This is a genomic window from Pseudomonas sp. S3_E10, assembly GCF_054667615.1.
Map to the genome: position 1 here is coordinate 2,870,393 of NZ_CP162743.1, position 23,923 is coordinate 2,894,315.

Below are 23,923 nucleotides of genomic sequence, written 5' to 3' on the forward strand. Positions count from 1 at the left end.
TGCCAAAGCCTGACTAGGCTTTGGCATAGCTCACACTAATCAGAGGGAAATGCCATGGGTATCATCGGAACCATCTTTATCGGCTTGATCGTCGGTCTGCTCGCGCGTTTCCTCAAGCCTGGCGACGACAGCATGGGTTGGATCATGACCATCCTGCTGGGTATCGCCGGCTCCCTGGCGGCGACCTACGGTGGTCAGGCACTGGGCATCTACCAGGCCGGCCAAGGCGCAGGCTTCATCGGTGCACTGGTAGGCGCCATTGTGTTGCTGGTGATCTACGGTCTGATCAAAAAGAAGTAATCAGCCGACAAAGTCCTCTGCGCTGCGCAGGCGCAGAGGGCTAGAATGCTCGGCACTTGTACTTGCCGAGCCTCTCCATGCGCCGTCTTCTGTTAACTCTTCTCCTGCTGGGCTGTGGCCTGGCACACGCCGGTGAACTGCCGGAAACCGACTGGCTCGACCTGATGCCGCTGTCGGACCAAAAAGCCCTCGAGGCCATGCCCGAAATCGACCACAACTCCCCCGAAGCCCAAGGCACCTTTACCGATAAGGGCGGCCTGAAGCAGAGCAAAGGCTTGCCGGCGGTGATGTATTCGACCAAGACCGTGGCGGCCATGAACGGTAAGAACATCCGCATCGGCGGCTACCCGGTGCCGCTGGAGACCGATGCGAAGGGTCGCAGCACGTTGTTCTTCCTGGTGCCGTACCCCGGCGCATGCATCCACGTGCCGCCGCCGCCGCCTAACCAACTGGTACTGGTGCGTTATCCCAAGGGGTTGAAGCTCGATGATATCTACACGCCGCTGTGGGTGACGGGAACGTTGAAGGTGGAGAAGGTGAATAACGACCTGGCGGACGCGGCGTATGCGCTGGATGCGGGGAAAGTGCGGGTGGTGAAGGAGTCCGATCTCTAAGCTCTTGCGCAAAACAAATGTGGGAGGGGGCTTGCCCTCCCACAGTTAGAACGTTATCTACAGGGCGATCGCGGTGATGCTCACGCCCAGGGTGTGGCTTTCGCCGGGAGCCAAGGCCACCACGTCATCCAGCACATTTGCGGTCTCGATGCACAGCATGCCCTGCCAGCCATCGTCGGCCATGTCGTCAAACGCCTTGGCGCGTTCAGTCCAGGGGTTCCAGATCACGGTCGATTTCGAGCCTTGGCTGGTGAGCTGAATGCGGCGCTGCCACTCCTTATCGACGATGTGCAAAGCAGAGGGCGTATTGAGGTAGATGCGGTCGGTTTCGGCGCTGAAGTGCAGCAGGCCCGATTGCATTTTCTCGCTCCAGCCATCTGCGGTATCGATATACGTCGTGCCGTCCAGCCCCTCGACCTGCACGTTGCGTACGTCGCTCACGGCGAAGTAGGTGTGCAGTGCCTGGCTGAGCGTGACGGTGTCGGCACCACGGTTATGGCTGGTCAGGCGGATATGCAGGTGGCTGTCCAGTAACAGGCTCAACTTCAGGTCGACCTGATGAGGCCATCCGGGGAAGCCGCCGGCCGGGACCGGTAGTTCCAGCTCCACCCGCAGCGCTTGACCTTCAATCTTGGTCTCCACCAGCCTCCACATCGCGGTACGCACGAAACCGTGCGCGCCCGCAGGCTGATCACTTTGGCGCATTGCCTTCACGCTTTGCGGGTTGCGGTCGAACACACCAAACCACGGCCAGCACACCGGTACGCCGGTGCGGATGCCTTTGCCTTTCTTGAACACCGCTTTAGGGTTCGGCCAGATCAGCGGCTGCTCGCCCTCGCGCTGGTAACTGAAGATATGCGCGCCCTGTTGGGCTACCTTCAGTTCGGCACCGTTGTGGTGGATGAGCCAGCAGTCCAACTCGTCGATTTTCACGGTTTCAACGTGAGGCATAGGCATACACAGCACTCTCAATGACAGGCAATGGGGCAATGGACCGTCAAAACCCGGCGAGGTTTAACGCGCGCGCGACGGTACCGAACGTGTACGGCCGCTGCCGTCGATGGCGACGAAGACAAACACCGCCTCGGTCACCTTGCGCCATTCGCTGGACAACGGGTCGTCGCTCCACACTTCGACCATCATCTGGATCGAGCTGCGGCCGATTTCCAGGGCCTGGGTATAAAAGGACAGCTGCGCGCCCACCGCTACCGGTACCAGGAACGCCATGCGATCAATGGCCACGGTCGCCACGCGGCCACCCGCGACTTTGCTGGCCATGGCTGTACCGGCCAAGTCCATCTGCGCCACCAGCCAGCCGCCGAAGATATCGCCAAAGCCGTTGGTTTCACGCGGGAGCGCGGTGATTTGCAGGGCGAGATCGCCTTGCGGGATAGGGTCTTCTTGTTCGAGTTCGATCATGCCGGGGGGCCTCTGACCCGTGACGCTTCATGGGTATTTCAAGTGGATAGCCGTCTTGTAGAAAAACGTTTCAGCACCAACCTACACCGCTCGATGCGTTTCTCGTAAGGCGTACTAAAAAGGGAAGCTCTGCCAAATCGGCTGGATGGCACCCAACGACGTTTTGGCACAGCAGCCCCTCAAGACTGCGGGTTCTGCGCTTGCAAGGGCCGAGTATATCGGGACCCTGGCGCCACGACGACCTTCCGAGGCTCATTTGGTCGGTAAATAGACGCTGTATCGGGGCTTTTGCAAGCAACTGTTCTCCTGGCGCTGTGCTTTTACAAGCGATTTGCTATCTTGCCAAGCCCGCCGCCAATCACGGGCGTGCCGTCTTTATTACGCTGATTACTATAAGAGAAGCCTTGCCATGTCCTCCGTGCCCGCAAGCAGTGCGCAATCGTCGCGCCCGCTGACCCGCAACGACTATAAAACCCTGTCGCTGTCTGCCTTGGGCGGGGCGTTGGAGTTTTATGATTTCATCATTTTCGTGTTTTTCGCCACCGTGGTCGGAAAACTGTTTTTCCCGGCCGACATGCCCGAATGGCTGCGCATGATGCAGACCTTCGGTATCTTCGCCGCCGGTTACCTGGCGCGCCCGCTGGGCGGCATCATCATGGCGCACTTCGGCGACCTTCTGGGCCGCAAGAAGATGTTCACCCTGAGCATCTTCATGATGGCCGTGCCGACCCTGATCATGGGCCTGCTGCCGACCTACGCTCAGATCGGCCTGTGGGCGCCGATCCTGCTGCTGCTGATGCGCGTCATCCAAGGCGCGGCGATTGGCGGCGAAGTACCTGGCGCCTGGGTGTTCGTCTCTGAGCACGTACCGCCGCGCCACATCGGCTACGCCTGCGGCACCCTGACCAGTGGCCTGACCGCCGGGATCCTGCTGGGCTCGCTGGTGGCCACGGCCATCAACACTATTTATAGCCCGCAGCAGGTCTCGGATTACGCCTGGCGCATTCCGTTCCTGCTCGGCGGTGTGTTTGGCCTGCTGTCGGTGTACCTGCGCCGCTGGCTGCATGAAACGCCGATCTTCGCCGAAATGCAGCAGCGCAAGACCCTGGCCGCCGAGTTGCCGTTACGCGCGGTGCTGCGTGACCACCGGGGCGCCATCGTGCTGTCGATGCTACTGACCTGGTTGCTGTCGGCCGGTGTGGTGGTGGTTATCTTGATGACTCCTACCGTGTTGCAAACCGTCTACCACTTCAGCCCGACTGTTGCGCTGCAAGCCAACAGCCTGGCCATCGTCACCCTGAGCCTGGGTTGCATCGCCTCCGGCGCGTTGGCCGACCGTTTTGGGGCCGGCCGCGTACTCACGGCCGGTTGCGCGCTGTTGCTGGCGACGTCCTGGACGCTCTATCACAGCCTTCTGAGCCACCCCGATTGGCTCTTTCCGCTGTACGCGTTGACCGGCCTGTTTGTCGGCACCATCGGCGTAGTGCCGTATGTCATGGTCAAGGCCTTCCCGCCGGTGGTGCGTTTCAGTGGTCTGTCGTTTTCCTACAACGTGGCCTACGCCGTGTTCGGCGGGCTGACGCCGCTCGCGGTGTCGCTGCTGATGAAGGAAAGCGCCATGGGCCCGTCCTACTACGTGGCGGCCCTATGTGTGATGGGGATCGTGGTGGGTGGGTACCTGTGGAAGCGCGGGCGTTAACACTGGCCCGATGCCCCTGTGGAGAGGGAGCAAGTCCCTCTCCGCAATCAAGATGTTCCTTCAATGATTGCAGCGTATTTCTAAATTATCGCGTTACCTGCGCATCAACCCGTGTTTCCTCGCCTTTGCGCGCGCGCCTGTCCTTTCTTCCAATGCTGGCCTTTCATCTAATTGTCATATTCCGGACATAGAGTGTTCACACGGCCTACCGATACTTGGCCCCGATCCAACTATCCCTATCTGCTAGGAGTAAGGCATGAAACTGAAGCGTTTGATGGCGGCAATGACTTTTGTCGCTGCTGGCGTTGCGACTGCCAACGCGGTGGCCGCTGGTGTTGACCCGGCAATCCCGGCTTACGTTAAGACCACCGGTGTGTCCGGCAACTTGTCCAGCGTCGGTTCCGATACCCTGGCTAACCTGATGACCCTGTGGGCTGAGGGTTACAAAAAGGAATACCCGAACGTCAACATCCAGATCCAGGCTGCCGGCTCGGCGACCGCGCCACCTGCGCTGACGGAAGGCACCTCTAACCTGGGCCCGATGAGCCGCAAGATGAAGGACACCGAACTGGCTGCCTTCGAGCAGAAGTACGGCTACAAGCCAACCGCTATCCCGGTTGCCGTGGATGCCCTGGCCGTGTTCGTGCACAAGGACAACCCGATCCAGCACCTGACCATGGAACAAGTCGACGCGATCTTCTCCTCGACTCGCCTGTGCGGTGGCAAAGCTGACGTAAAAACCTGGGGCGACCTGGGTGTGACCGGTGACCTGGCCAACAAGCCTGTGCAATTGTTCGGTCGTAACTCGGTATCCGGCACCTACGGTTACTTCAAAGAAGAAGCCCTGTGCAAAGGCGACTACAAGCCTAACGTGAACGAACAACCTGGCTCGGCTTCGGTCGTGCAGTCGATCAGCTCTTCGCTGAACGGCGTCGGTTACTCGGGCATCGGCTACAAGACTGCAAGCGTGAAGACCGTGGCCCTGGCCAAGAAAGGCAGCACCGACTTCATCGAAGATACCGAAGAGAACGCCCTGAACGGCAAGTACCCGCTGTCGCGCTTCCTCTACGTTTACGTCAACAAAGCCCCGAACAAGCCTCTGGCCCCGCTGGAAGCTGAGTTCGTGAAACTGGTGCTGTCCAAACAGGGCCAGGAAGTTGTCGTGAAAGACGGCTACATCCCGCTGCCAGCCAAAGTGGCCGCCAAGGCCCTGGCTGACCTGGGTTTGAAAGAAGGCGGCAAGTAAGCCACCGGTAGAACCGCCTTGAGCCGGCTATCTGCGCGGGCTCAAGGTCAAGGCGGGTCTGCAGGACCTGGACCTCGCCTCCTAATTTTTCAGTCCGCTGCCAGCCCTGCTACGCGGCGGATTTCTTGCGTCACTGCATTGTCATCTTTCTGTCATACAGGATCGCTAGGGTGTGCGCATGAATGATCTGGCCAATTCCACCATGACGACGACTTCTCCTCCCAAGCGCATTGATTTCAATACGCCTGAGCTGCAACGCAAGCGCCGCATTCGCGCGCTCAAGGACCGCCTGACCCGTTGGTACGTGCTGGTGGGCGGCCTTGCCGTCCTCGGCGCTATCACCCTGATCTTCTTCTTCCTCGCCTACGTGGTCGCGCCGCTGTTCCAAGGGGCCTCGTTGACCAAGGAAGACGCGCTCACCCCGGCCTGGATCCAGGATGCCGGCAAGCCGTTGATGATCTCCCTCGAAGAACAGAACCAGGTCGCCATGCGGGTTTCCGACAAGGGCCAGGCGCTGTTCTTTGACATCGACACCGGCGCCGAACTCAAGCGCGTCGACCTGCCGCTGCCGGCCGGTAGCCGCGTGGCGTCCATCGGGGAAGACCAGCCGGGCAGCCCGCTGGTCATCCTCGGTTTGTCCAATGGCCAGTCGCTGGTGTTCCGCCACACCTACAAGGTGTCCTACCCGGACGGCAAGAAGACCATCACCCCGGCGATTGAATACCCCTACGGTGAAACGCCGATTGTGCTGGATGAGGCCGGTCGTCCGTTGGAGCACGTAGCGCTCAATGCCACCGACACCTCCCTGGTGGTGGCCGGTTCGGCGGGTTCGTACCTGAACGTGCTGACCCTGAGCCGCGAAGAAAACATGATGACTGGTGAAGTCACCAGCGAGCAGAAGCGTGTCGAGCTGCCGCAAATGACCGAGCCGGTAAAGGCGATCTTCATCGACCCGCGCCAGCAGTGGTTGTATGTGGTCAACGGCCGAGCCCTGGCCGACGTATTCAGCCTGCGCGACAAGAGCCTCAACGGTCGCTACAAACTGTTGGAAGACGGCAGCGCTGAAATCACCGCCAGCACCCAGCTGGTGGGCGGTATCTCGCTGATCGTCGGTAACTCCAAAGGTGGCCTGGCCCAATGGTTCATGGCCCGTGACCCGGATGGCGAACAGCGCCTGAAGCAGATTCGCACGTTCCAGATGGGCACTGCGCCAATCGTCGAAATCACCGCTGAAGAGCGCCGCAAAGGCTTCACCGCCCTCGATGCCTCCGGCAAATTCGGCGTGTTTCACAGCACCGCCCACCGCACCTTGCTGGTAGACCCGGTGGTCGATGGCCAGGGCGTGTTCGGCCTGTCGCCACGGGCCAACCGTGTGATCGTGGAAGCCGGTGGCAAGCTGCAACCGCTGCTGCTCGACAACCCGCACCCGGAAGTGTCGTGGAGCGCGCTGTGGAGCAAGGTCTGGTACGAAAACTACGACGAGCCTAAGTACGTCTGGCAGTCGACCGCCGCCAACACCGACTTCGAACCCAAAATGAGCCTGGCCCCGCTGACCTTCGGTACCTTGAAGGCCGCGTTCTACGCCATGCTGCTGGCTGCGCCGCTGGCGGTTGCCGCCGCGATCTACACCGCTTACTTCATGGCTCCGAGCCTGCGCCGCAAGGTCAAGCCGGTGATCGAGCTGATGGAAGCCATGCCGACCGTGATCCTGGGCTTCTTCGCCGGCCTGTTCCTGGCGCCGTATGTGGAAGGGCATTTACCCGGGATATTCAGCCTGCTGATGCTGTTGCCGATTGGCATCCTGGTCGCCGGTTTCGCGTTCAGCCGCCTGCCTGAATCCCTGCGCCTGCGCGTTCCCGATGGCTGGGAAAGTGCGATCCTGATCCCGGTGATCCTGTTTGTGGGCTGGCTTTCGCTGTACATGAGCCCGTACCTGGAAACCTGGTTCTTCGGCGGTGACATGCGCATGTGGATCTCCCACGACCTGGGCATCACCTACGACCAGCGCAACGCCCTGGTCGTGGGCCTGGCCATGGGCTTTGCGGTGATCCCGAACATCTACTCCATCGCCGAAGACGCCGTGTTCAGCGTGCCGCGCGGCCTGACCCTGGGCTCCCTGGCCCTGGGCGCCACGCCGTGGCAGACCATGACTCGCGTGGTGATCCTGACCGCCAGCCCGGGCATCTTCTCCGCGCTGATGATCGGCATGGGCCGCGCCGTGGGCGAGACCATGATCGTGCTGATGGCCACCGGTAACACACCGGTGATGGAGATGAACCTGTTCGAAGGCCTGCGCACTCTGGCGGCCAACGTCGCGGTGGAAATGCCCGAGTCGGAAGTGGGCGGCAGTCATTACCGCGTGCTGTTCCTCTCGGCGCTGGTGCTGCTGCTGTTCACCTTCATCATGAACACCCTCGCCGAGCTGATTCGTCAGCGTCTGCGCAAGAAATACTCGTCGCTTTAAGAAAGGTAGAAGTCTGTGAAACAGAACTCCCTGAATGGATGGTTCAAGAGCGGCGCCCCAGGCGTCTGGATCAGCGGTGGCGCGGTGGCCATCGCGGTCATCATGACTATTGGTTTGCTGGCTGTGATTGCGGTGCGTGGTTTGGGTCACTTCTGGCCGGCTGACCTGATCCAGGCCAACTACAACGTACCGGGCCAGGAAAACCATATCGTCATCGGCGAAGTGGTGCAGAAGGAAGAAGTGCCGCGCGAGCGCCTCAAAAGCGCGGGCCTGCCCGTGCCGGACCAAGGTCCGGAATTCATGACGCGTGAGCTGATCAAGGTCGGCAACCGCGACCTGAACGGCAACGACTTCACATGGATTGTCGGCGAATGGTTGAAGGACCAGACCAAGCCTGTGCAGTTGATGGCCATCGAGCGTCGTGAGTGGGGCAACTTCTACGGCACCCTGGTCAACGTCAAGCAGGATGGCAAGGTCATTGCTGAAGGCGAGGCCGCGTGGCCGGAGCTGCAAGCCCGGGTCGAGCGCGTCAACAAGCTGGCCGCGCAGCTCAAGAGCCTGGAAAAAACCGATATCGGCGCGATCAACGCCGGCCTGGAACGCATCCGCCTGCACGGTCGCAAACTGGAACTGGAAGGCAAGCTCGACGCCGCTGCCCAGGCCGATATGGATGCCGACCGTGCTGAGCTGAACGCGCGCTACCAGGACATCGAAGCACGCCTGGCCGACCTGCACGCCCAGTTCAACCGCGACGCGCTGACCGCCCGTGACGGCAACGGCAAGGAAGTGGAAATCGGCATCGGCAAAGTGGTGCACGCTTACCAGCCGAACGCCATGGGCACGATGACTAAGATCGGCTTCTACTTCAGCAAGGTCTGGGAATTTTTGAGCGATGACCCACGGGAAGCCAACACTGAAGGCGGGATTTTCCCGGCCATCTTCGGCACCGTGATGATGACCCTGATCATGGCGATGATCGTGACACCGTTTGGTGTACTGGCTGCGGTGTATCTGCGTGAATACGCCAAGCAGAACACCCTGACCCGCATCATCCGTATTGCCGTGAACAACCTGGCCGGCGTACCGGCCATCGTCTACGGCGTGTTCGGCCTGGGCTTCTTCGTGTATGTATTGGGTGGCTCGGTTGACCGCCTGTTCTTCGCCGAAGCCCTGCCAGCGCCGACTTTCGGTACCCCGGGCCTGCTCTGGGCGTCGCTGACCCTGGCGCTGCTGGCGGTGCCGGTGGTGATCGTGGCCACCGAAGAAGGCCTGGCGCGGATTCCTCGCACCGTACGTGAAGGTTCGCTGGCGCTGGGCGCGACCAAGGCGGAAACGCTGTGGAAGATCGTGCTGCCGATGGCCAGCCCGGCCATGATGACCGGCATGATCCTCGCCGTGGCCCGTGCCGCCGGTGAAGTGGCGCCGCTGATGCTGGTAGGCGTGGTGAAACTGGCCCCGTCGCTGCCGCTGGACGGCAACTACCCGTACCTGCACCTGGACCAGAAGATCATGCACCTGGGCTTCCATATCTATGACGTCGGCTTCCAGAGCCCCAACGTCGAAGCCGCACGACCGCTGGTCTATGCCACCGCGTTGTTGCTGGTACTGGTGATCGCCACGCTCAACCTGTCGGCGGTGTGGATTCGTAACCACCTGCGCGAAAAATACAAAGCGCTGGACAGTTAATTGGACCCCATGTGGGAGGGAGCAAGCCCCCTCCCGCACGGGGCCGCGTAATACGCAGAATTTGAGTCAACCGCTGCGGCGGTTTCACACAATGAATTGGTAGCACAGGGAGCATCCCATGCAACACGAAACCCATTCCCACGGCATCAACATGTCTGCCCTGGGTCGCGACAAGCAGAGCCTGAGCCTGGCCGAAGAAACCGTGGCCATCGAAGTACCGGGCCTGAGCCTGTACTACGGTGAAAAACAGGCGCTGTTCGACGTCAGCATGAATATCCCCAAGCAGCGCGTGACCGCGTTTATCGGCCCGTCGGGCTGCGGTAAATCCACGCTGCTGCGCACCTTCAACCGCATGAACGACCTGGTGGACGGTTGCCGCGTGGACGGCGCCATCAACCTCTACGGCACTAACATCTACCGCAAGGGCGAAGACGTGGCCGAGCTGCGTCGCCGGGTGGGCATGGTGTTCCAGAAGCCGAACCCGTTCCCCAAGACCATCTACGAAAACGTGGTCTATGGCCTGCGCATCCAGGGCATCAACAAGAAGCGCATTCTCGATGAAGCCGTCGAGTGGGCCCTTAAAGGCGCGGCGCTGTGGGATGAGGTCAAGGACCGCCTGCACGAATCGGCCCTTGGCCTGTCCGGCGGCCAGCAGCAGCGTCTGGTCATCGCCCGTACCATCGCGGTAGAGCCGGAAGTATTGCTGCTCGACGAACCCTGCTCGGCGCTGGACCCGATCTCAACCCTGAAAGTCGAAGAGCTGATCTACGAGCTCAAGTCCAAGTTCACCATCGTCATCGTGACCCACAACATGCAACAAGCAGCGCGGGTTTCCGACTACACCGCGTTCATGTACATGGGCAAACTGGTGGAATTCGGCGATACCGATACCCTGTTCACCAATCCGGCGAAGAAGCAGACCGAAGACTACATCACCGGTCGCTACGGCTAGGAAGCTGTGGTTCTGATTGCACTGACGCTGCGGTTCTCCGCACCTTACCGGACGCTCCAAGGACGCCAACATGATTAGCAAAGAAGGCCTTACCCATCACATCTCCGCGCAGTTCAACGCCGAGCTTGAGGAAGTGCGCAGCCACCTCCTGGCGATGGGCGGGCTGGTGGAGAAGCAAGTCAACGATGCGGTCACCGCGCTGATCGAGGCCGATTCGGGCCTGGCCCAGCAAGTGCGTGAGATCGATGACCAGATCAATCAGATGGAACGCAACATCGACGAAGAATGCCTGCGCATTCTCGCCCGTCGCCAGCCGGCGGCCTCGGATTTGCGTTTGATCATCAGCATCTCCAAGTCGGTGATCGACCTGGAGCGCATCGGCGACGAAGCCACCAAGATCGCCCGCCGCGCCATCCAGCTGTGCGAAGAGGGCGAGGCGCCGCGCGGCTACGTAGAGGTGCGTCACATCGGCGACCAGGTGCGCAACATGGTGCGCGATGCCCTCGACGCGTTTGCGCGCTTCGACGCCGATTTGGCGCTGTCGGTGGCGCAGTACGACAAGGTCATCGACCGCGAGTACAAGACCGCCCTGCGTGAGCTGGCCACCTACATGATGGAAGACCCGCGCTCTATCTCAAGGGTCTTGAGCATTATCTGGGTGCTGCGCTCGCTGGAGCGGATCGGCGACCACGCGCGCAATATCTCGGAACTGGTGATCTACCTGGTGCGCGGCACCGACGTACGGCACATGGGCCTCAAGCGCATGAAGGCTGAAGTTGAAGGTTCGGCCGATCAAACCCCTAATGTTCCGGGCGAACCTGACGATAAGTAAGTTGCCCGAGAAATTAACGCCCGGCCTTTGGTCGGGCGTTTTCGTTTGTGGCACCTTAATTTTTGCGAATCGGGTAAAAGAAATTCCGAACGTGACTGCAGAGTTTTGGCAAAATGCCATCAGTCAGGCGTTTTGCGTGCCGAAGTATTTATAGGATGAAGGGTCGATGAGTAAAGTCAGTGTATTGGTGGTGGATGACGCCTCGTTTATCCGCGACCTGGTGAAGAAGTGCCTGCGCAACTACTTCCCCGGGATCAAGCTTGAAGATGCGGTGAATGGCAAGAAGGCCCAGACCATCCTGATGCGCGAGTCTTTCGACCTGGTGCTGTGCGACTGGGAAATGCCGGAGATGTCCGGCCTGGAGCTGTTGACCTGGTGCCGCGAGCAGCCGCACCTCAAGGCCATGCCGTTCGTGATGGTGACCAGCCGTGGCGACAAAGAGAACGTGGTCCAGGCCATCCAGGCCGGGGTTTCCGGTTACGTCAGCAAGCCGTTCACCAACGAGCAACTGCTGAACAAGGTCAAGCAGGCCCTGCACAAGGTTGGCCGTCTCGACGCGCTGGTCGCCAGCGCACCGACCAAGATGAACTCGGCGTTCGGCAACGATTCCCTGAGCGCCCTGACCGGCGGCAAGCCTGAGGCCGTGCGTTCGGCCCCGGTTGCGGCGGTGGCTTCGGCCCCGAGCAAAGGCCTGCTCAACAGCCCACCGGTTCAAGCGCCAGCTGCCGCGCCGGCTGCCGGCCGTGGCCAGGGCCAGTTGCGCCTGTCCAGCGGCACCCAGCAATGCGTGATCAAGGCATTGAGTATCAAGGAAGCGCTGCTGGTGGTGCGTCGCGGCGACGTGTTGCCCCAGGTACTGGAAAGCGCCGTGCTCGATCTGGAACAAGGCGACAACGCCGAAGTGGCGCGCCTCAACGGCTACCTGCACGCAATCGTCGCCTTCGAACCCAAACCCGACAGCGATTGGCTGCAACTGACCTTCCGGTTTATCGACCAGGACGCGCAGAAACTCGACTACATCTCCCGCCTGATCGCACGGGGCACCGCGCAGAAGCATTTTGTGCCGGGTGCGTAAGCGCCTGAATATCGGAAATCGACCGGCTGTCTGATTCCCCATTTCTGGTTTGATTTATATCTGTTTCGATATAGTCTCTCGATAACGCTTCAGCGTTATCGAGCCTTTGCTATGCCTTGAAACAAACGTCCACCGCTTATGCCCGAATCGTCGATTAGGCTTTTTCTTTCCAGGAAAGGAGAGGCCAATGCCAAGGCACAAGGACGTAGTGTTTTTAGGAAGCTCGCTCAAGGATCTCAAAGCGTTCCCGCTCGATGCCCGTAGGGCCGTGGGTTTTCAGTTGGACCTCTTGCAGCAGGGCGAACAGCCTTGTGATTGCAAGCCGATGAGAACCATGGGGCGGGGCGTCAGTGAGATTAGAGTTACTCAGGAGTCGGGAGCGTTTCGGGTGTTCTATGTGGTCAACCGGCCTGAGGCTGTTTATGTGCTGCATGCACTGCGCAAGACCACACAGAAAACCGAAGGGCGGGATATCGAACTGGCTCGCGCCAGGTTGCAGGAGATAGGTTAAGCCATGACAAATCAAAACATTCACGGTGAACGTTTCAGCTCCGTCTGGGACGCGTTGGAAGATACCCCTCAGCAAGCCGCCAATATGCGGCTGCGTTCAAAACTGTTGTTGGAACTGTGCAAAACCATCCGCGGCTGGGGGCTTTCTCAAAAAGAAGCCGCCCACAGACTGGGTATCAGTCAGCCCCGCCTCAACGACGTACTCACCGGCAAGATCGACAAACTTTCGCTGGATGCTTTGGTCAATTTGTCGGCAGCCGCGCAGATGAACGTGGATATTTGTTTTAAGGGGCTGCCAGCATAGAGCTGTCATCCACACTTGCTAACCTGCCGCTCAGTCATTTCGGAAGGTTCACACCATGCTCCTTCGCCTTTTACTGTGCTGCGGGCTGGCCTCGGTCACTACCTCGACCTTGGCCATGACCCTCTACAAATCCACCGACGCCAATGGCGTGGTGTTTTTCAGCGACCGGCACACCCCGGGCGCTCAAGCGTTTGAGCTGCATGAGCGCCGAGTCGAGCGTGTAAGACGACCGGTGCTCGACATGCCAAAACCCCTCTACCGACCGCAAGCCTACCGTTACCCCTTACCCTGGCGCGGCGGCCCGTTCCGCCTGACCCAAGGCCCCAACGGCAGCTTCAGCCACACCGACGCCAAGAGCCGCTACGCCATGGACATTGCCATGCCCGAAGGCACGCCGATCATTGCGGCGCGCAGCGGGGTGGTGGTGAAGGTCGAGAACGAGCAGGCCGGGCGCGGCAATGATGCCTCGGGCAATTTTGTGCGGGTGCAGCACGATGATGGCACCCAAGGCGTGTACCTGCATCTCAAGCAAGGGTCGGTCAGTGTGAGGGCGGGGCAGCGCGTGGCGGTGGGGAGCCCGCTGGCATTATCGGGCAATACCGGCAACAGCAGCGGGCCGCACCTGCACTTTGTGGTGCAGCGGGCCACCGAGGCGGGGTTGGTGTCGATCCCGTATGAGTTCAACCAACCCGTCGGCGCATTGCCCAACTTTGCGTTGGGCAATTGAGGGTCAGTCCAGCAGCAGCACCTTGGCCAGCACGATTTTTGGCCCTTTCATCTTTTTGATGATGATGCGCAGGCCTTCGACTTCCAGCACTTCTTCTTCTTCTGGCACGCGCTTGAGCGTGTCGTAGATCAGCCCGGCCAGGGTTTCCGCTTCGATGTGGTCCAGGTCCACACCCAACAGGCGCTCCACCTTGAACAACGGCGTATCGCCGCGTACCAGCAGCTTGCCCGGCTGGTAGGCCAGGACGCCGCGCTCGGCCTTGCGGTGTTCGTCCTGGATATCGCCCACCAACACTTCCAGCACGTCTTCCATGGTCAGGTAGCCGATGATCTTGCCGTCGGCTTCTTCCACCAGGGCGAAGTGCGCGCCGCCCTTACGGAACTGCTCCAGCAACTGCGACAACGGCATATGGCGCGACACACGCTCCAGTGGGCGGGTCAGTTCGGCCAGGTTGAACGACTCGGGGAGGTGGTCCAGGGCTGCCAGTTCCAACAGCAGGTCCTTGATGTGCAGCAGCCCCACGAACTCGTTGCGCACCGCGTCATACACCGGGTAGCGGCTGAATTTGTGGCGGCGGAACAGCGCCAGGATCTCTTTGAGCGGGGCGTTGAAGTCCAGGGTCACCAGGTCTTCCCGGGAGTTGGCCCAATCCACCACTTCCAGCTCGCCCATTTCCACCGCCGAAGCCAGTACGCGCATGCCTTGGTCGCTCGGGTCCTGGCCACGGCTGGAGTGCAGGATCAGCTTGAGTTCTTCACGGCTGTAATGGTGTTCATGGTGCGGGCCGGGCTCGCCTTGGCCGGCGATACGCAAGATAGCGTTGGCACTGGCGTTGAGCAGATAGATCGCCGGGTACATGGCCCAGTAGAACAGGTACAGCGGCACCGCCGTCCACAGCGACAACAGCTCAGGCTTGCGAATGGCCCAGGACTTGGGCGCCAGTTCGCCGACCACGATGTGCAGGTAGGAAATCACGAAGAACGCCGCAAAGAACGACACGCCCTTGATCACTTCCGGCGATTCGACGCCCACGGCGCCCAACAGCGGTTCGAGGATGTGCGCGAAGGCCGGCTCGCCGACCCAGCCCAGGCCCAGGGAGGCGAGGGTGATACCCAGCTGGCAGGCCGACAGGTAGGCGTCGAGCTGGCTGTGGACGGTGCGCAGGATCTGCCCGCGCCAGCCGTTGGTGTGGGCGATGGCTTCGACCCTGGTCGAACGCAGTTTGACCATGGCAAATTCCGCCGCAACGAAAAAGCCGTTGAGCAGTACCAGGATCAGAGCAAAAAGGATCATGCCGAAGTCGGCGAAGAGTGTGGCGAAGGTGATACCAGGGGAAGGGTCCATGATGGGGTTTTGCAGGTTCCGTGTGTCAATAAGGGATGGCGGGTGGGCCTGAAAGGCAGGCGCAAGTCGGCCAATGTAGCCGCTGATGGGGCGCTTGCCTAGTGGTTGCTGCCGGGTGGGGTGTGGAATACACCCTCCAAAACGACACAAATCCACTGTGGGAGGGGCCCCCTCCCACATTGGGTCTTGCGTTGTTTCGAGTTATTCGTCATTCCCGACGAGGCGCGCACGGGTCACCTGCGTCGCCGGGAAATGGCAGGTAAACGTACTGCCATGCCCCAGCACGCTGCTGATTTCCAGGCGCGCGCGGTGGCGCAGCAACACATGCTTGACGATCGCCAGCCCCAGCCCGGTGCCGCCGGTGTTGGAGTTGCGGCTGGAATCGACGCGGTAGAAGCGTTCGGTCAGGCGCGGCAAATGCTTGGCGTCGATACCGATGCCGGAGTCCTGCACGCTCAGGTGCGCGCCTTGAGCGTCGGCCCACCAGCGGATGCGGATAGTGCCCTTGTCCTGGGTGTATTTCACGGCATTGAACACCAGGTTGGAGAACGCACTGCGCAATTCACCCTCACTGCCCTTGAGCATCACTGCCGGGTCGGCCTCCAGGCTGATCTGTTGCCCGCGCTCGCCGGACAGGGCCTTGGCGTCATTCTTGATGGTCTGCAACAGGCTTTGCACGGCCACCGGTTGGTTGTCCGACGGGTAATCCGTGGCTTCCAGCTTGGCCAGCAACAGCAGGTCGTTGAGCAGGGTCTGCATGCGCGAACCTTGTTGCTGCATCTGTTGCAGGGCACGGCTCCAGCGCGGGTTGATCTCGTCAACGTTATCCAACAGGGTCTCCAGGTAACCGCAGATCACCGTCAATGGCGTGCGCAGCTCGTGGGAAACGTTGGCGACGAAGTCTTTGCGCATCTGTTCCAACTGGTGGATGCGGGTCACGTCGCGCACCAGCATCAGGTGCTCGTTGTTGCCGTAGCGCGTCAGGTAGAGCTGGATGCGCACGCGGTCATTGGTCGGCGAGGGGATCTCCAGGGCTTCTTCGTAGTTGTCTTGCTCGAAGTACTCCTTGAAGCGCGGGTGGCGTACCAGGTTGGTCACGGGTTGGCCGCTGTCCTGGGGCGTCTTGAGGCCCAGCAGGGTTTCGGCCGCGCGGTTCCACCATTCCAGGTTGCCGTCGCTGTCGAGCATGATCACTGCGTCCTTGAGCGCAGCGGTCGACTCCTGCACCCGATCGATCACCGCTTGCAGGCGCCCGCGCACACGTTGGTCGCGGCGTTGCAGATGGTAGATGCTGTCGAACACCTCGCCCCACAGGCCGTAGCCGTCGGGTGGCGCTTCGTCGGGTTTGTGCTGGCGCAGCCATTCATGCAGGCGCAACAGTTGCTTGAGGGTCCAGCCCAGGTACAGGCCGATGCCGATAGCCAGGCTCCACCCGTAGTAGCCACTGATCAACCCCACCAACAGGCAGCCAGTAATCAACAAAAGCATGTGACGGATCAGGGTGCCATGCCAGTTCTGGTTCACTTGAACATGCGTCCTTGTCAGCTGTTAAGTCAGGCTCTTGAGTCACGAAGCGACGGGCTCAGCCCTTGGTGGAAAAGCGATAGCCGGTGCCGCGCACGGTTTGTACCAGATTCTCATAGGCATCGCCCAAGGCTTTGCGCAGGCGGCGGATATGCACGTCCACGGTGCGCTCTTCCACGTACACGTTGCCGCCCCACACCTGGTCCAGCAACTGGCCACGGGTGTAGGCGCGCTCCTGGTGGGTCATGAAGAACTGCAGCAGGCGGTATTCGGTAGGGCCCATCTCGGCAGGTTTGCCGTCGATGGTCACGCGGTGGCTGATCGGGTCCAGCAACAGGCCGCCGACTTCGATCGGCGCTTCGCCATCCGTCGGGCCGGCACGGCGCAGTACGGCTTTGAGGCGCGCGACCAGCTCGCGTGGGGAAAAGGGCTTGGTGATGTAGTCATCGGCGCCCACTTCCAGGCCCTGGATCTTGTTGTCCTCTTCGCCCTTGGCGGTGAGCATGATGATCGGAATGTCCCCGGTCAGCTCGTCGCGCTTGAGGCGGCGGGCCAGTTCGATGCCGGAGGTGCCGGGCAGCATCCAGTCGAGCAGGATCAGGTCCGGCTTGCGGTCGACGATAATGGCATGGGCCTGCTGGGAGTTCTCCGCCTCCAGGCAGTCGTAGCCGGCCATTTCCAACGCAACGGCGATCATCTCGCGAATGGGCGCTTCGTCGTCAACAATCAGAATGCTCCTGCCAACCATGCTCAAAAATCCTCTTGTCATTTAACTGTCTTGCGCCGCATTAGATAACGGAATTATTGCAGTCGTGTGACAGTAATTTAGTCGCTCGGGCAATTCACGGCACTCTGGACTACCCTTTGGGTCCGAATCCTGACAACCACAAAAGGAAGGTTCCGATGACTTACAGCACTGTTTCCTGGAAAGCCCTGCTGCTATCGGCGGTGATGACACTGCCAGGCCTGGCGTTTGCTGCAGAGCCGGCGATGACTAAAGAGGGGATGTTGGTGGATCACAAGGGCATGACGCTCTATACCTTCGACAAAGATGCCGACGGCAAGTCGGCGTGCAAGGACCAATGCGCGACCAACTGGCCACCGCTGAAGGCTGAATCCACAGATACAAAGACGGGCGATTGGACGGTTATTACACGTGATGACCAGACCAGCCAGTGGGCTTACAAAGGCAAGCCGGTGTACACCTACAAGGACGACAAGAAGGCCGGTGACAAGACCGGTGACGGCAAGGGTGGGGTTTGGCACATCATCAAGCCATAAGCCTGCGGCGCCGCTGAAAGCATCGGGGGGCAAGCCCCCTCCCACATTTGAAATGCGTTCCTCTGTGGGAGGGGGCTTGCCCCCGATGAGGTCCGACCAGGCACTGCAAAACCTCAGCGAACCGCGTAATCCACCACAATCCCGACAAAAATCGCCAACCCCGCCCAGTGGTTGTGTAAAAACGCCTTGAAGCACTTCATGCGGTCCCTGTCGCGGGTATACCAGAACTCCCACGCAAAACAGCCCGCCGCCGCCAGCAGCCCCAGGTGGAACCAGCCGCCCAGCTCAAACCGCACGCCCGCCAGCAACAGGCACACCAGCGCCAGGCCCTGCAACGTGAGGATGATCACCCGGTCGGCATCGCCGAACAGAATTGCGGTGGATTTCACGCCGATCTTCAAGTCGTCGTCGCGGTCGGTCATGGCGTAATAAGTGTCATAACCCACCGTCCACAACAGGTTGGCGATGTACAACAGCCATGCGGTGGCCGGCAGATCACCGGTTTGGGCGGTAAACGCCATCGGCATGCCCCAGGAAAACGCTGCGCCCAGCACCACCTGCGGGTAATAGGTGTAGCGCTTCATGAACGGGTAGCTTGCCGCTAGCGCCAGGCCGCCAAGGGACAGCAGGATGGTGGTGGCGTTGGTGAGCAATACCAGCAGGAAACTGATGCCCATCAGCAGCGCAAAGAACACCAGCGCCTCTTTTGAACTGATCTTGCCGCTGGCCAACGGGCGTTGTGCCGTGCGCTTTACATGGCCGTCGACCTTGCGATCGGCCCAGTCGTTGATCACGCAGCCGCCGGCCCGGGTGAGTATCACGCCCAGCACGAAAATCACGATATTAGCCAGCGACGGCGAGCCCTTGCCGGCAATCCACAGCGCCCACAGCGTAGGCCACAGCAACAGGTAAATGCCGATGGGCTTGTCCATGCGTGTCAACTGAATAAAGTCCCAGGCCCTGGGGTTCAAGCGGTTCAAGGACTTGAGCAAGCGTTGATACATCAGCAGTTCTCCGGATGGTCATGCAGCGCCTGCCAGAAGCCCGGCAGGAAGATCTCCGCCACCAGCACGCTCAGCCCCCCACGGTCGAAGCGCGAGCGGCGGGCCCATAGTTCGTCGGCCTGGTCGGCGGTCGGCAGCCAATGCCGGGGATAACGGCACACTTCGATCGCCCGCCGGGTGAATGCGCGGTCGCAGAACAGCAACTCCCCCAGCGAACGGCTGCCCAGTTCGTCCATATGCAAGCCGTCGCCCTGCAAGGCACTGCGTGATGCGACGCTTCGGGCAAATACCCACGGCTGGCCATGCCCGCGCAAATACACTTCGCGTACCCAGCCTACCGTGGCCGGGGCGAGCTCAAGGGCGGCACACTCATCGTCCCGCAGCGGCTGCCAGCCTTCGAACAGTGGCGTCACGCTGAAGCCATCGTTTGACAGCCGCGTCAGCCGTCGCGTCAGCGAGCCTTCATCGAACAGCCAGGCAAGGGCCAAAGGCGCGGGAAGAGGGCTCAGACGGCTCTGGGTCAGCCATCGGCAAGCATCGGGAAGGGCGATTGAATGCGGCACGGTGAGTCAGTATGGGCGGCAAAAGAGGCGGCGAGCTTACCATGGCACCTTGGACTTTTGCCGGGCAGAACCGGCGCCTTGCGTCGATCAGGCTTGCATCTGGCGCCCCCGATCAGTACAAAACGCCCTGAGCCGTGCGGCAACGCTGGATCCATCGACCGCCGGCCAATCTGCCTGGACCCTGAGGAAGCAAGTAATGAAGAAGTGGCAATGTATCGTCTGTGGCCTTATTTACAACGAAGCAGACGGCTGGCCGGATGACGGAATTGCGCCAGGCACGCGCTGGGAAGATGTGCCGGCCGACTGGCTGTGCCCAGACTGCGGCGTGGGCAAGATGGATTTCGAAATGATCGAAATCGGCTGATCTGAACATTTGAGAAACGTACTACAAGGAGAATGGAATGAACGCACCTGTCGTGATCATCGGCACAGGACTGGCCGGTTACAACGTGGCCCGGGAGTTTCGCAAGCTCGACAGCGAAACCCCCTTGCTGCTGATCACCGCGGATGACGGGCGTTCCTACTCCAAGCCCATGCTCTCCACCGGCTTTGGCAAAAACAAGGAAGCTGACGGCCTGAGCATGGCTGAACCGGGCGCCATGGCCGAGCAACTCAAGGCCGAAGTGCGCACCCACACGCGTGTCAGCGGCATTGACCCGGGCCACAAGCGCCTGTGGATCGGCGAGGAAGCGGTGGTTTACCGCGACTTGGTCCTGGCCTGGGGCGCCCAGACCGTACAGGTGCCCGTCGAGGGCGATGCGGCTGAACTGATTTTCCCGATCAACGACCTCGAAGACTACGCGCGCTTTCGCACCGCCGCAGCCGGCAAGCGCCGGGTGCTGCTGCTCGGCGCCGGCCTGATCGGCTGTGAATTCGCCAACGACCTGATGCTTGGCGGCTATGAAGTCGACCTGGTTGCACCCTGCGAGCAAGTCATGCCGACCCTGCTGCACCCGGCGGCGGCCGCGGCCGTGCAGGCCGGGCTGGAAAGCCTGGGCGCGCGTTTCCACCTGGGGCCGGTGCTCAACCGTCTGCAACGCACGGCAAACGGGCTTGAAGCCCATCTTTCGGACGGTAAAGTGATCCCCTGCGACCTGGTGGTCTCGGCCATCGGCCTGCGTCCGCGCACCGACCTGGCCGCCGCCGCCGGCCTGCAAACCAACCGCGGCATCATGGTGGACCGCCACCTCAAGACCTCCCACGCCAATATCTACGCCCTGGGCGACTGCGCCGAGGTCGACGGCTTGAACCTGCTGTATGTCATGCCCCTGATGACCTGCGCCCGTGCCCTGGCCCAGACCCTGGCCGGCAACGCCACCGCCGTCAGCTACGGCCCCATGCCCGTCACCGTGAAAACCCCGGCCTGCCCGCTGGTGGTCTCGCCCCCGCCACGCGGCACCGAGGGTGTATGGAGCGTCGAAGGCCAAGGCGCCGACATCAAGGCCCTGTGCCGCGACGCCAGTGGCCGCTTGCTGGGTTATGCGCTGACCGGCGCGGCCGTGATGGAAAAACTGGCACTCAATAAAGAACTTCCGCCGTTGTTGGCGTAAATACCGGTCGTTCTGTCGGAATAAGCATGTTTTTCACCTCAGAAAGGTCGCCGCGAGACTGGCGCGGCGTCCGGCGGCATGCCATCCTCATTCCCGTCTGCCGCAGAGTAGAGCCTGCGGCGCTTTGGGCGCCGCTCCGTCAGAGAGTGGCACGGACATAACAACAAAAAACCGTCAAAGAGGCTTCACATATGCGTAAACCAGAACTCGCAGCCGCCATCGCTGAAAAAGCGGATCTCACCAAAGAGCAGGCCAACCGCGTCCTCAACGCCGTTCTTGAAGAAATCACCGGCGCCCTGCACCGCAAGGACAGCGTCACCCTGGTAGGTTTCGGCACCTTCCTGCAACGCCACCGCGGCGCCCGCACTGGCAAAAACCCGCAAACCGGTGAGCCAGTGAAAATCAAGGCGAGCAATACGGTTGCGTTCAAGCCGGGTAAATCGCTGAAAGATACCGTTAACGCGTAACGCGCAGTACCGTCTCGAAGGGAGGCGGGGCGGTAAAGAAGATGGGCACGCCGATTGGGTCGGGTGCCCTTTTTTGTTGGGTACTGATGCGTATGCCGGATTAAGCCAGCCCGCCTAATCGCATTCTCAGGTGAATTGAACTAGGAAATAGCCGCCCACATCCCCTTCCTTCAGCTTTTTCGCTCGATTATCGGCGAACACATAGCCGATACCTCCACCGAATATTCCTTCGTGACTAGGGCTGATTTTTGCAATGTCGGCGTCGGTGAGTTGAGCCAAGAAATAGTAGCGAGGGCTTTCATACAAAGGGTCTTGCAACCATGCGGGGCGCCCAAGGGCCTTGCTGATACTCGCGCCACTGTCCAGGTCTTCCAATTCTTCCTCCATTTGTTCGGGAGTGAACGGTTGCTGGGCAATATACGTTCGCGGGATTGGATCAACCAACGCAGCGGGTGTGAGTTCGGAAGTCGCCAGTGCGTGAAGCAGAACTTGACTATGGCCAAGTTGGAGCTTTTCCATCTCGCTTTGTTGATGAACAGTCAACTTTCGTACAGACGATCGTGTGTACGTTTCGTCAGTTCGCTCAACGGAGACGAACGCAGTAAGCGCCATCCCGGAGGGTATGAATGGGACGTCCAAGAACGTTGAGGTCATCGTAATCACCGGCAGCATAAGCTGACCGGTCTGCGGGTCTTTAGGCCACAACTCAAGGTCTGTAAGCCACGCACCTCCGCCTATTTGTCCAAGGTTATGGTCTTGCCCTGAGAGGATAATTTGATTGATACCCATAGCCGGTGATCCTTTAGAAACAACCTTTTCGTTTGGCGAATGACGTGGCAGAGCGCCTCGCCGTCCTCACTTGTTGTTGCGTGATGATGCCGGTTTTGACCAGTGAGTTGTGTATGGCTTGGGACATGAGGCGAATCTCCAGCTTCCCGCGCTTAAGCATTTGATTGGGTCCCATCCCACGAGCGCGCCGCAAACGATTCTCCTCGGCATGCACCATGGCTGGTCTGGCTATGCCGATGCTCTTGCCGCAGGCGCAAGCCCTGCCAATCAAAGCGGGTTTCACCCAACGGATAACCGTTGCTGTCATGTTCGGTTTTAGCGATGCGCCGACCACGTCGTAGTGGTGGTGCAGGCCGCCCGCCGAGCTCTGTTCGGTGAGCAACTGGCCAAGGGCGTCGCGCTCCAGCCGATGGACGATGGGCGCGGGCGGTATCTCGGGAACGACGGCCAAACCACTGCCATACGGGGCCGGAACAGCGGTCACCGCAATCACATTGTCCAGCGGATCGTAGCGGTAGCGCTTGGCGCTGCCATCCAGGTCTTGCTGCTCGGTCAGCCGATCCCCTGCATCCCACGCAAACTCATGGCCAGGCCGACAACCGTGCCCACCACGGCGCCCAGCAGGAAACAACCGAGCCCGCCAGTGGCCACGGTAATCCCGGTGGCGGCAACCACCGCCGCAGTCGCCACTGCCGTTATCGCGATGTTAGTCGCCACTTCCAGCACACCGCCGAGGATGTCGGCCATCATCGAAGTATGGGAGAGCGCATCGCCCATGCGGGCGGCCCAGAGTGCGTCAGACATGCGTGGTGCTCAGGGATGTGCCGATTCTATTGAGACTTTCCATAGTCAATCAGCTGCCATCGTGTGGTTAAGGCATGCTCATCAACGTTGTTTTCATGCGCGAATCTTCAAGGCAATCGACAGGCCGTACATTGTCTTTGGCACAACCTTTCTTAGCCGTAGAAGTAATCGAAGAAGCGTTCGAAGTTTTCCTCACCTAGCAACGGGCTCACTTCCTTGGTCAGCAATTTTACAAACTTGGGGGAAAGCTCGTCGTCATCGTTGTAAATGTCAAAAATGTCGAATTTTCCATGAACAATTTCGATAGTTTTGGCGAATGCCAGGAGGAAATCAGCGAGGGAATCGGCAATCTTGAACGGCTTGACGACATCGTAGCTCGCCCACACTGGAGTCCCGGCAGTATCCGTGACGGCGATAACCGGTTTTCCGCCGCCAATGTCATCCATGAAAACCAGATACTGAGCAGGCCAATTCCCATTTACCTGGGTCTTGTTCGAATCGCCGTCCCATTTATAGCCAACTTGGCCGTCTTCCAAAGTGCTCAAGTTGAAGAAGCAGATCGGCGTCAAACCGGTTTCAACTTCAACATCAACTGGCTCACAGTTATCGTAGAAATAGTCGGTTTCTGCCGAGCGCGGTAACGTCTGCGGCCATTTTGCGTTGGCATGGCTGCTTTTTTCGAAGCTACCTTCGATATCGAATTTTTTGTGGACGCGGCGCAACTCTTTAAATGCGTTGTCAAGGGCGCTCATGTTCTTCTCCAATGGAA

The 23,923-nt window shown here is 60.3% G+C and carries 26 protein-coding genes and 1 pseudogene; 16 read left to right on the top strand and 11 right to left on the bottom strand.

Annotation, left to right across the window (positions count from 1 at the left end; genetic code table 11):
* Positions 1-54: 54 nt before the first annotated feature.
* Together AB4N98_RS12935 and AB4N98_RS12940 are read left to right on the top strand one after the other, a co-directional pair.
* Positions 55-300 carry a GlsB/YeaQ/YmgE family stress response membrane protein gene (locus tag AB4N98_RS12935; RefSeq protein WP_005792540.1) on the top strand — a complete coding sequence of 82 codons (246 nt, stop codon included), beginning with the start codon at positions 55-57 and terminating at the stop codon, positions 298-300.
* Between the two features lie 77 nt (positions 301-377).
* On the top strand, positions 378-914 hold the full coding sequence (locus AB4N98_RS12940; RefSeq protein WP_017528605.1) for a DUF3299 domain-containing protein: 537 nt from the start codon (positions 378-380) through the stop codon (positions 912-914).
* A gap of 57 nt (positions 915-971) precedes the next feature.
* Here AB4N98_RS12940 and AB4N98_RS12945 read toward each other — a convergent pair whose 3' ends face one another.
* Together AB4N98_RS12945 and AB4N98_RS12950 are read right to left on the bottom strand one after the other, a co-directional pair.
* Positions 972-1,871, bottom strand: a complete 900-nt coding sequence (locus AB4N98_RS12945) for a D-hexose-6-phosphate mutarotase (RefSeq protein ID WP_068936557.1) — start codon at positions 1,869-1,871, stop codon at positions 972-974.
* A gap of 57 nt (positions 1,872-1,928) precedes the next feature.
* A complete protein-coding gene (locus AB4N98_RS12950; protein WP_003176975.1) occupies positions 1,929-2,333 on the bottom strand; it encodes an acyl-CoA thioesterase in 405 nt (134 codons plus the stop codon).
* A 409-nt stretch (positions 2,334-2,742) separates the two neighbouring features.
* Here AB4N98_RS12950 and AB4N98_RS12955 point away from each other — a divergent pair, with 409 nt between their 5' ends.
* The 10 genes from AB4N98_RS12955 (at position 2,743) to AB4N98_RS13000 (ending at position 13,828) form a co-directional block, all read left to right on the top strand.
* Positions 2,743-4,032 (top strand): MFS transporter, encoded by a 1,290-nt coding sequence (locus AB4N98_RS12955; protein WP_017528603.1) that lies wholly within the window; start codon positions 2,743-2,745, stop codon positions 4,030-4,032.
* A 256-nt stretch (positions 4,033-4,288) separates the two neighbouring features.
* Positions 4,289-5,278 carry a phosphate ABC transporter substrate-binding protein PstS gene (locus tag AB4N98_RS12960; protein ID WP_017528602.1) on the top strand — a complete coding sequence of 330 codons (990 nt, stop codon included), beginning with the start codon at positions 4,289-4,291 and terminating at the stop codon, positions 5,276-5,278.
* A 430-nt stretch (positions 5,279-5,708) separates the two neighbouring features.
* Positions 5,709-7,742, top strand: a complete 2,034-nt coding sequence (locus AB4N98_RS12965; RefSeq protein ID WP_175404221.1) for an ABC transporter permease subunit — start codon at positions 5,709-5,711, stop codon at positions 7,740-7,742.
* A gap of 15 nt (positions 7,743-7,757) precedes the next feature.
* Positions 7,758-9,428, top strand: coding sequence for a phosphate ABC transporter permease PstA (gene pstA, locus AB4N98_RS12970; RefSeq protein WP_017528600.1), 1,671 nt, complete (start codon positions 7,758-7,760; stop codon positions 9,426-9,428).
* 118 nt (positions 9,429-9,546) lie between these two features.
* Positions 9,547-10,380: a phosphate ABC transporter ATP-binding protein PstB gene (gene pstB / locus AB4N98_RS12975; protein WP_017528599.1), complete on the top strand. Its 834-nt coding sequence runs from the start codon at positions 9,547-9,549 to the stop codon at positions 10,378-10,380.
* A gap of 70 nt (positions 10,381-10,450) precedes the next feature.
* The gene (gene phoU / locus AB4N98_RS12980; protein WP_017528598.1) at positions 10,451-11,212 is read left to right on the top strand and encodes a phosphate signaling complex protein PhoU; all 762 of its coding nucleotides are present in this window, start codon (positions 10,451-10,453) and stop codon (positions 11,210-11,212) included.
* Between the two features lie 166 nt (positions 11,213-11,378).
* Positions 11,379-12,287, top strand: a complete 909-nt coding sequence (locus tag AB4N98_RS12985; RefSeq protein ID WP_017528597.1) for a response regulator — start codon at positions 11,379-11,381, stop codon at positions 12,285-12,287.
* A 187-nt stretch (positions 12,288-12,474) separates the two neighbouring features.
* Positions 12,475-12,798: a type II toxin-antitoxin system RelE/ParE family toxin gene (locus AB4N98_RS12990; protein ID WP_065879236.1), complete on the top strand. Its 324-nt coding sequence runs from the start codon at positions 12,475-12,477 to the stop codon at positions 12,796-12,798.
* A 3-nt stretch (positions 12,799-12,801) separates the two neighbouring features.
* Positions 12,802-13,101, top strand: a complete 300-nt coding sequence (locus tag AB4N98_RS12995) for a helix-turn-helix domain-containing protein (protein WP_135196223.1) — start codon at positions 12,802-12,804, stop codon at positions 13,099-13,101.
* A gap of 55 nt (positions 13,102-13,156) precedes the next feature.
* Entirely contained in the window at positions 13,157-13,828 is a 672-nt protein-coding gene (locus AB4N98_RS13000) for a M23 family metallopeptidase (protein ID WP_068936561.1), read from the top strand.
* A 3-nt stretch (positions 13,829-13,831) separates the two neighbouring features.
* Here AB4N98_RS13000 and AB4N98_RS13005 read toward each other — a convergent pair whose 3' ends face one another.
* From AB4N98_RS13005 to phoB, 3 genes are all read right to left on the bottom strand, one after another.
* Positions 13,832-15,172, bottom strand: a complete 1,341-nt coding sequence (locus AB4N98_RS13005; RefSeq protein WP_017528593.1) for a hemolysin family protein — start codon at positions 15,170-15,172, stop codon at positions 13,832-13,834.
* 201 nt (positions 15,173-15,373) lie between these two features.
* Positions 15,374-16,660, bottom strand: coding sequence for a phosphate regulon sensor histidine kinase PhoR (gene phoR / locus AB4N98_RS13010; protein ID WP_241665008.1), 1,287 nt, complete (start codon positions 16,658-16,660; stop codon positions 15,374-15,376).
* Between the two features lie 94 nt (positions 16,661-16,754).
* The gene (gene phoB, locus AB4N98_RS13015; RefSeq protein WP_003176964.1) at positions 16,755-17,444 is read right to left on the bottom strand and encodes a phosphate regulon transcriptional regulator PhoB; all 690 of its coding nucleotides are present in this window, start codon (positions 17,442-17,444) and stop codon (positions 16,755-16,757) included.
* A gap of 155 nt (positions 17,445-17,599) precedes the next feature.
* Between phoB and AB4N98_RS13020 the strand changes: the two genes are divergently transcribed.
* The gene (locus AB4N98_RS13020) at positions 17,600-17,977 is read left to right on the top strand and encodes a COG4315 family predicted lipoprotein (RefSeq protein WP_017528591.1); all 378 of its coding nucleotides are present in this window, start codon (positions 17,600-17,602) and stop codon (positions 17,975-17,977) included.
* Between the two features lie 113 nt (positions 17,978-18,090).
* On the opposite strand, the gene ubiA is transcribed toward AB4N98_RS13020, so the two are convergent.
* Both ubiA and AB4N98_RS13030 read right to left on the bottom strand, forming a co-directional pair.
* The gene (gene ubiA / locus AB4N98_RS13025; RefSeq protein WP_017528590.1) at positions 18,091-18,981 is read right to left on the bottom strand and encodes a 4-hydroxybenzoate octaprenyltransferase; all 891 of its coding nucleotides are present in this window, start codon (positions 18,979-18,981) and stop codon (positions 18,091-18,093) included.
* Positions 18,981-19,544: a chorismate--pyruvate lyase family protein gene (locus AB4N98_RS13030; RefSeq protein WP_065879239.1), complete on the bottom strand. Its 564-nt coding sequence runs from the start codon at positions 19,542-19,544 to the stop codon at positions 18,981-18,983. The genes ubiA and AB4N98_RS13030 overlap by 1 nt, the downstream gene beginning before the upstream one ends.
* Before the next feature lie 196 nt (positions 19,545-19,740).
* Here AB4N98_RS13030 and AB4N98_RS13035 point away from each other — a divergent pair, with 196 nt between their 5' ends.
* The 3 genes from AB4N98_RS13035 to AB4N98_RS13045 all read left to right on the top strand — a co-directional run bounded on the left by AB4N98_RS13035 (position 19,741) and on the right by AB4N98_RS13045 (position 21,561).
* The gene (locus AB4N98_RS13035) at positions 19,741-19,908 is read left to right on the top strand and encodes a rubredoxin (protein ID WP_017528588.1); all 168 of its coding nucleotides are present in this window, start codon (positions 19,741-19,743) and stop codon (positions 19,906-19,908) included.
* A gap of 37 nt (positions 19,909-19,945) precedes the next feature.
* Positions 19,946-21,094 carry an NAD(P)/FAD-dependent oxidoreductase gene (locus AB4N98_RS13040; protein ID WP_460149501.1) on the top strand — a complete coding sequence of 383 codons (1,149 nt, stop codon included), beginning with the start codon at positions 19,946-19,948 and terminating at the stop codon, positions 21,092-21,094.
* 191 nt (positions 21,095-21,285) lie between these two features.
* The gene (locus tag AB4N98_RS13045; RefSeq protein ID WP_003176958.1) at positions 21,286-21,561 is read left to right on the top strand and encodes an HU family DNA-binding protein; all 276 of its coding nucleotides are present in this window, start codon (positions 21,286-21,288) and stop codon (positions 21,559-21,561) included.
* Positions 21,562-21,687: 126 nt separating this feature from the next.
* Here AB4N98_RS13045 and AB4N98_RS13050 read toward each other — a convergent pair whose 3' ends face one another.
* The 4 genes and pseudogenes from AB4N98_RS13050 to AB4N98_RS13065 all read right to left on the bottom strand — a co-directional run bounded on the left by AB4N98_RS13050 (position 21,688) and on the right by AB4N98_RS13065 (position 23,906).
* The gene (locus AB4N98_RS13050) at positions 21,688-22,350 is read right to left on the bottom strand and encodes a hypothetical protein (RefSeq protein WP_065879241.1); all 663 of its coding nucleotides are present in this window, start codon (positions 22,348-22,350) and stop codon (positions 21,688-21,690) included.
* Positions 22,351-22,363: 13 nt separating this feature from the next.
* Positions 22,364-22,834 (bottom strand): hypothetical protein, encoded by a 471-nt coding sequence (locus AB4N98_RS13055; RefSeq protein WP_175404220.1) that lies wholly within the window; start codon positions 22,832-22,834, stop codon positions 22,364-22,366.
* Between the two features lie 86 nt (positions 22,835-22,920).
* Positions 22,921-23,154: pseudogene (locus AB4N98_RS13060) on the bottom strand (hypothetical protein); the annotation flags it as partial.
* Positions 23,155-23,306: 152 nt separating this feature from the next.
* Positions 23,307-23,906, bottom strand: a complete 600-nt coding sequence (locus AB4N98_RS13065) for a hypothetical protein (protein WP_017530588.1) — start codon at positions 23,904-23,906, stop codon at positions 23,307-23,309.
* Positions 23,907-23,923: the final 17 nt, after the last annotated feature.

Excerpts from the sequence above, each read along its gene's own strand:
- phoU (WP_017528598.1), top strand. The coding sequence starts at position 10,451 with ATGATTAGCAAAGAAGGCCTTACCCATCACATCTCCGCGCAGTTCAAC.
- AB4N98_RS13065 (WP_017530588.1), bottom strand. The coding sequence starts at position 23,906 with ATGAGCGCCCTTGACAACGCATTTAAAGAGTTGCGCCGCGTCCACAAA.
- AB4N98_RS13005 (WP_017528593.1), bottom strand. The coding sequence starts at position 15,172 with ATGGACCCTTCCCCTGGTATCACCTTCGCCACACTCTTCGCCGACTTC.
- AB4N98_RS12990 (WP_065879236.1), top strand. The coding sequence starts at position 12,475 with ATGCCAAGGCACAAGGACGTAGTGTTTTTAGGAAGCTCGCTCAAGGAT.
- AB4N98_RS12945 (WP_068936557.1), bottom strand. The coding sequence starts at position 1,871 with ATGCCTATGCCTCACGTTGAAACCGTGAAAATCGACGAGTTGGACTGC.
- AB4N98_RS13000 (WP_068936561.1), top strand. The coding sequence starts at position 13,157 with ATGCTCCTTCGCCTTTTACTGTGCTGCGGGCTGGCCTCGGTCACTACC.
- ubiA (WP_017528590.1), bottom strand. The coding sequence starts at position 18,981 with ATGTATCAACGCTTGCTCAAGTCCTTGAACCGCTTGAACCCCAGGGCC.
- AB4N98_RS13020 (WP_017528591.1), top strand. The coding sequence starts at position 17,600 with ATGACTTACAGCACTGTTTCCTGGAAAGCCCTGCTGCTATCGGCGGTG.
- AB4N98_RS13035 (WP_017528588.1), top strand. The coding sequence starts at position 19,741 with ATGAAGAAGTGGCAATGTATCGTCTGTGGCCTTATTTACAACGAAGCA.
- AB4N98_RS12985 (WP_017528597.1), top strand. The coding sequence starts at position 11,379 with ATGAGTAAAGTCAGTGTATTGGTGGTGGATGACGCCTCGTTTATCCGC.
- AB4N98_RS12940 (WP_017528605.1), top strand. The coding sequence starts at position 378 with ATGCGCCGTCTTCTGTTAACTCTTCTCCTGCTGGGCTGTGGCCTGGCA.
- AB4N98_RS12960 (WP_017528602.1), top strand. The coding sequence starts at position 4,289 with ATGAAACTGAAGCGTTTGATGGCGGCAATGACTTTTGTCGCTGCTGGC.
- AB4N98_RS13045 (WP_003176958.1), top strand. The coding sequence starts at position 21,286 with ATGCGTAAACCAGAACTCGCAGCCGCCATCGCTGAAAAAGCGGATCTC.
- AB4N98_RS12995 (WP_135196223.1), top strand. The coding sequence starts at position 12,802 with ATGACAAATCAAAACATTCACGGTGAACGTTTCAGCTCCGTCTGGGAC.
- AB4N98_RS13040 (WP_460149501.1), top strand. The coding sequence starts at position 19,946 with ATGAACGCACCTGTCGTGATCATCGGCACAGGACTGGCCGGTTACAAC.
- pstB (WP_017528599.1), top strand. The coding sequence starts at position 9,547 with ATGCAACACGAAACCCATTCCCACGGCATCAACATGTCTGCCCTGGGT.
- AB4N98_RS12950 (WP_003176975.1), bottom strand. The coding sequence starts at position 2,333 with ATGATCGAACTCGAACAAGAAGACCCTATCCCGCAAGGCGATCTCGCC.
- AB4N98_RS12955 (WP_017528603.1), top strand. The coding sequence starts at position 2,743 with ATGTCCTCCGTGCCCGCAAGCAGTGCGCAATCGTCGCGCCCGCTGACC.
- AB4N98_RS12935 (WP_005792540.1), top strand. The coding sequence starts at position 55 with ATGGGTATCATCGGAACCATCTTTATCGGCTTGATCGTCGGTCTGCTC.
- phoB (WP_003176964.1), bottom strand. The coding sequence starts at position 17,444 with ATGGTTGGCAGGAGCATTCTGATTGTTGACGACGAAGCGCCCATTCGC.
- AB4N98_RS13050 (WP_065879241.1), bottom strand. The coding sequence starts at position 22,350 with ATGGGTATCAATCAAATTATCCTCTCAGGGCAAGACCATAACCTTGGA.
- phoR (WP_241665008.1), bottom strand. The coding sequence starts at position 16,660 with ATGCTTTTGTTGATTACTGGCTGCCTGTTGGTGGGGTTGATCAGTGGC.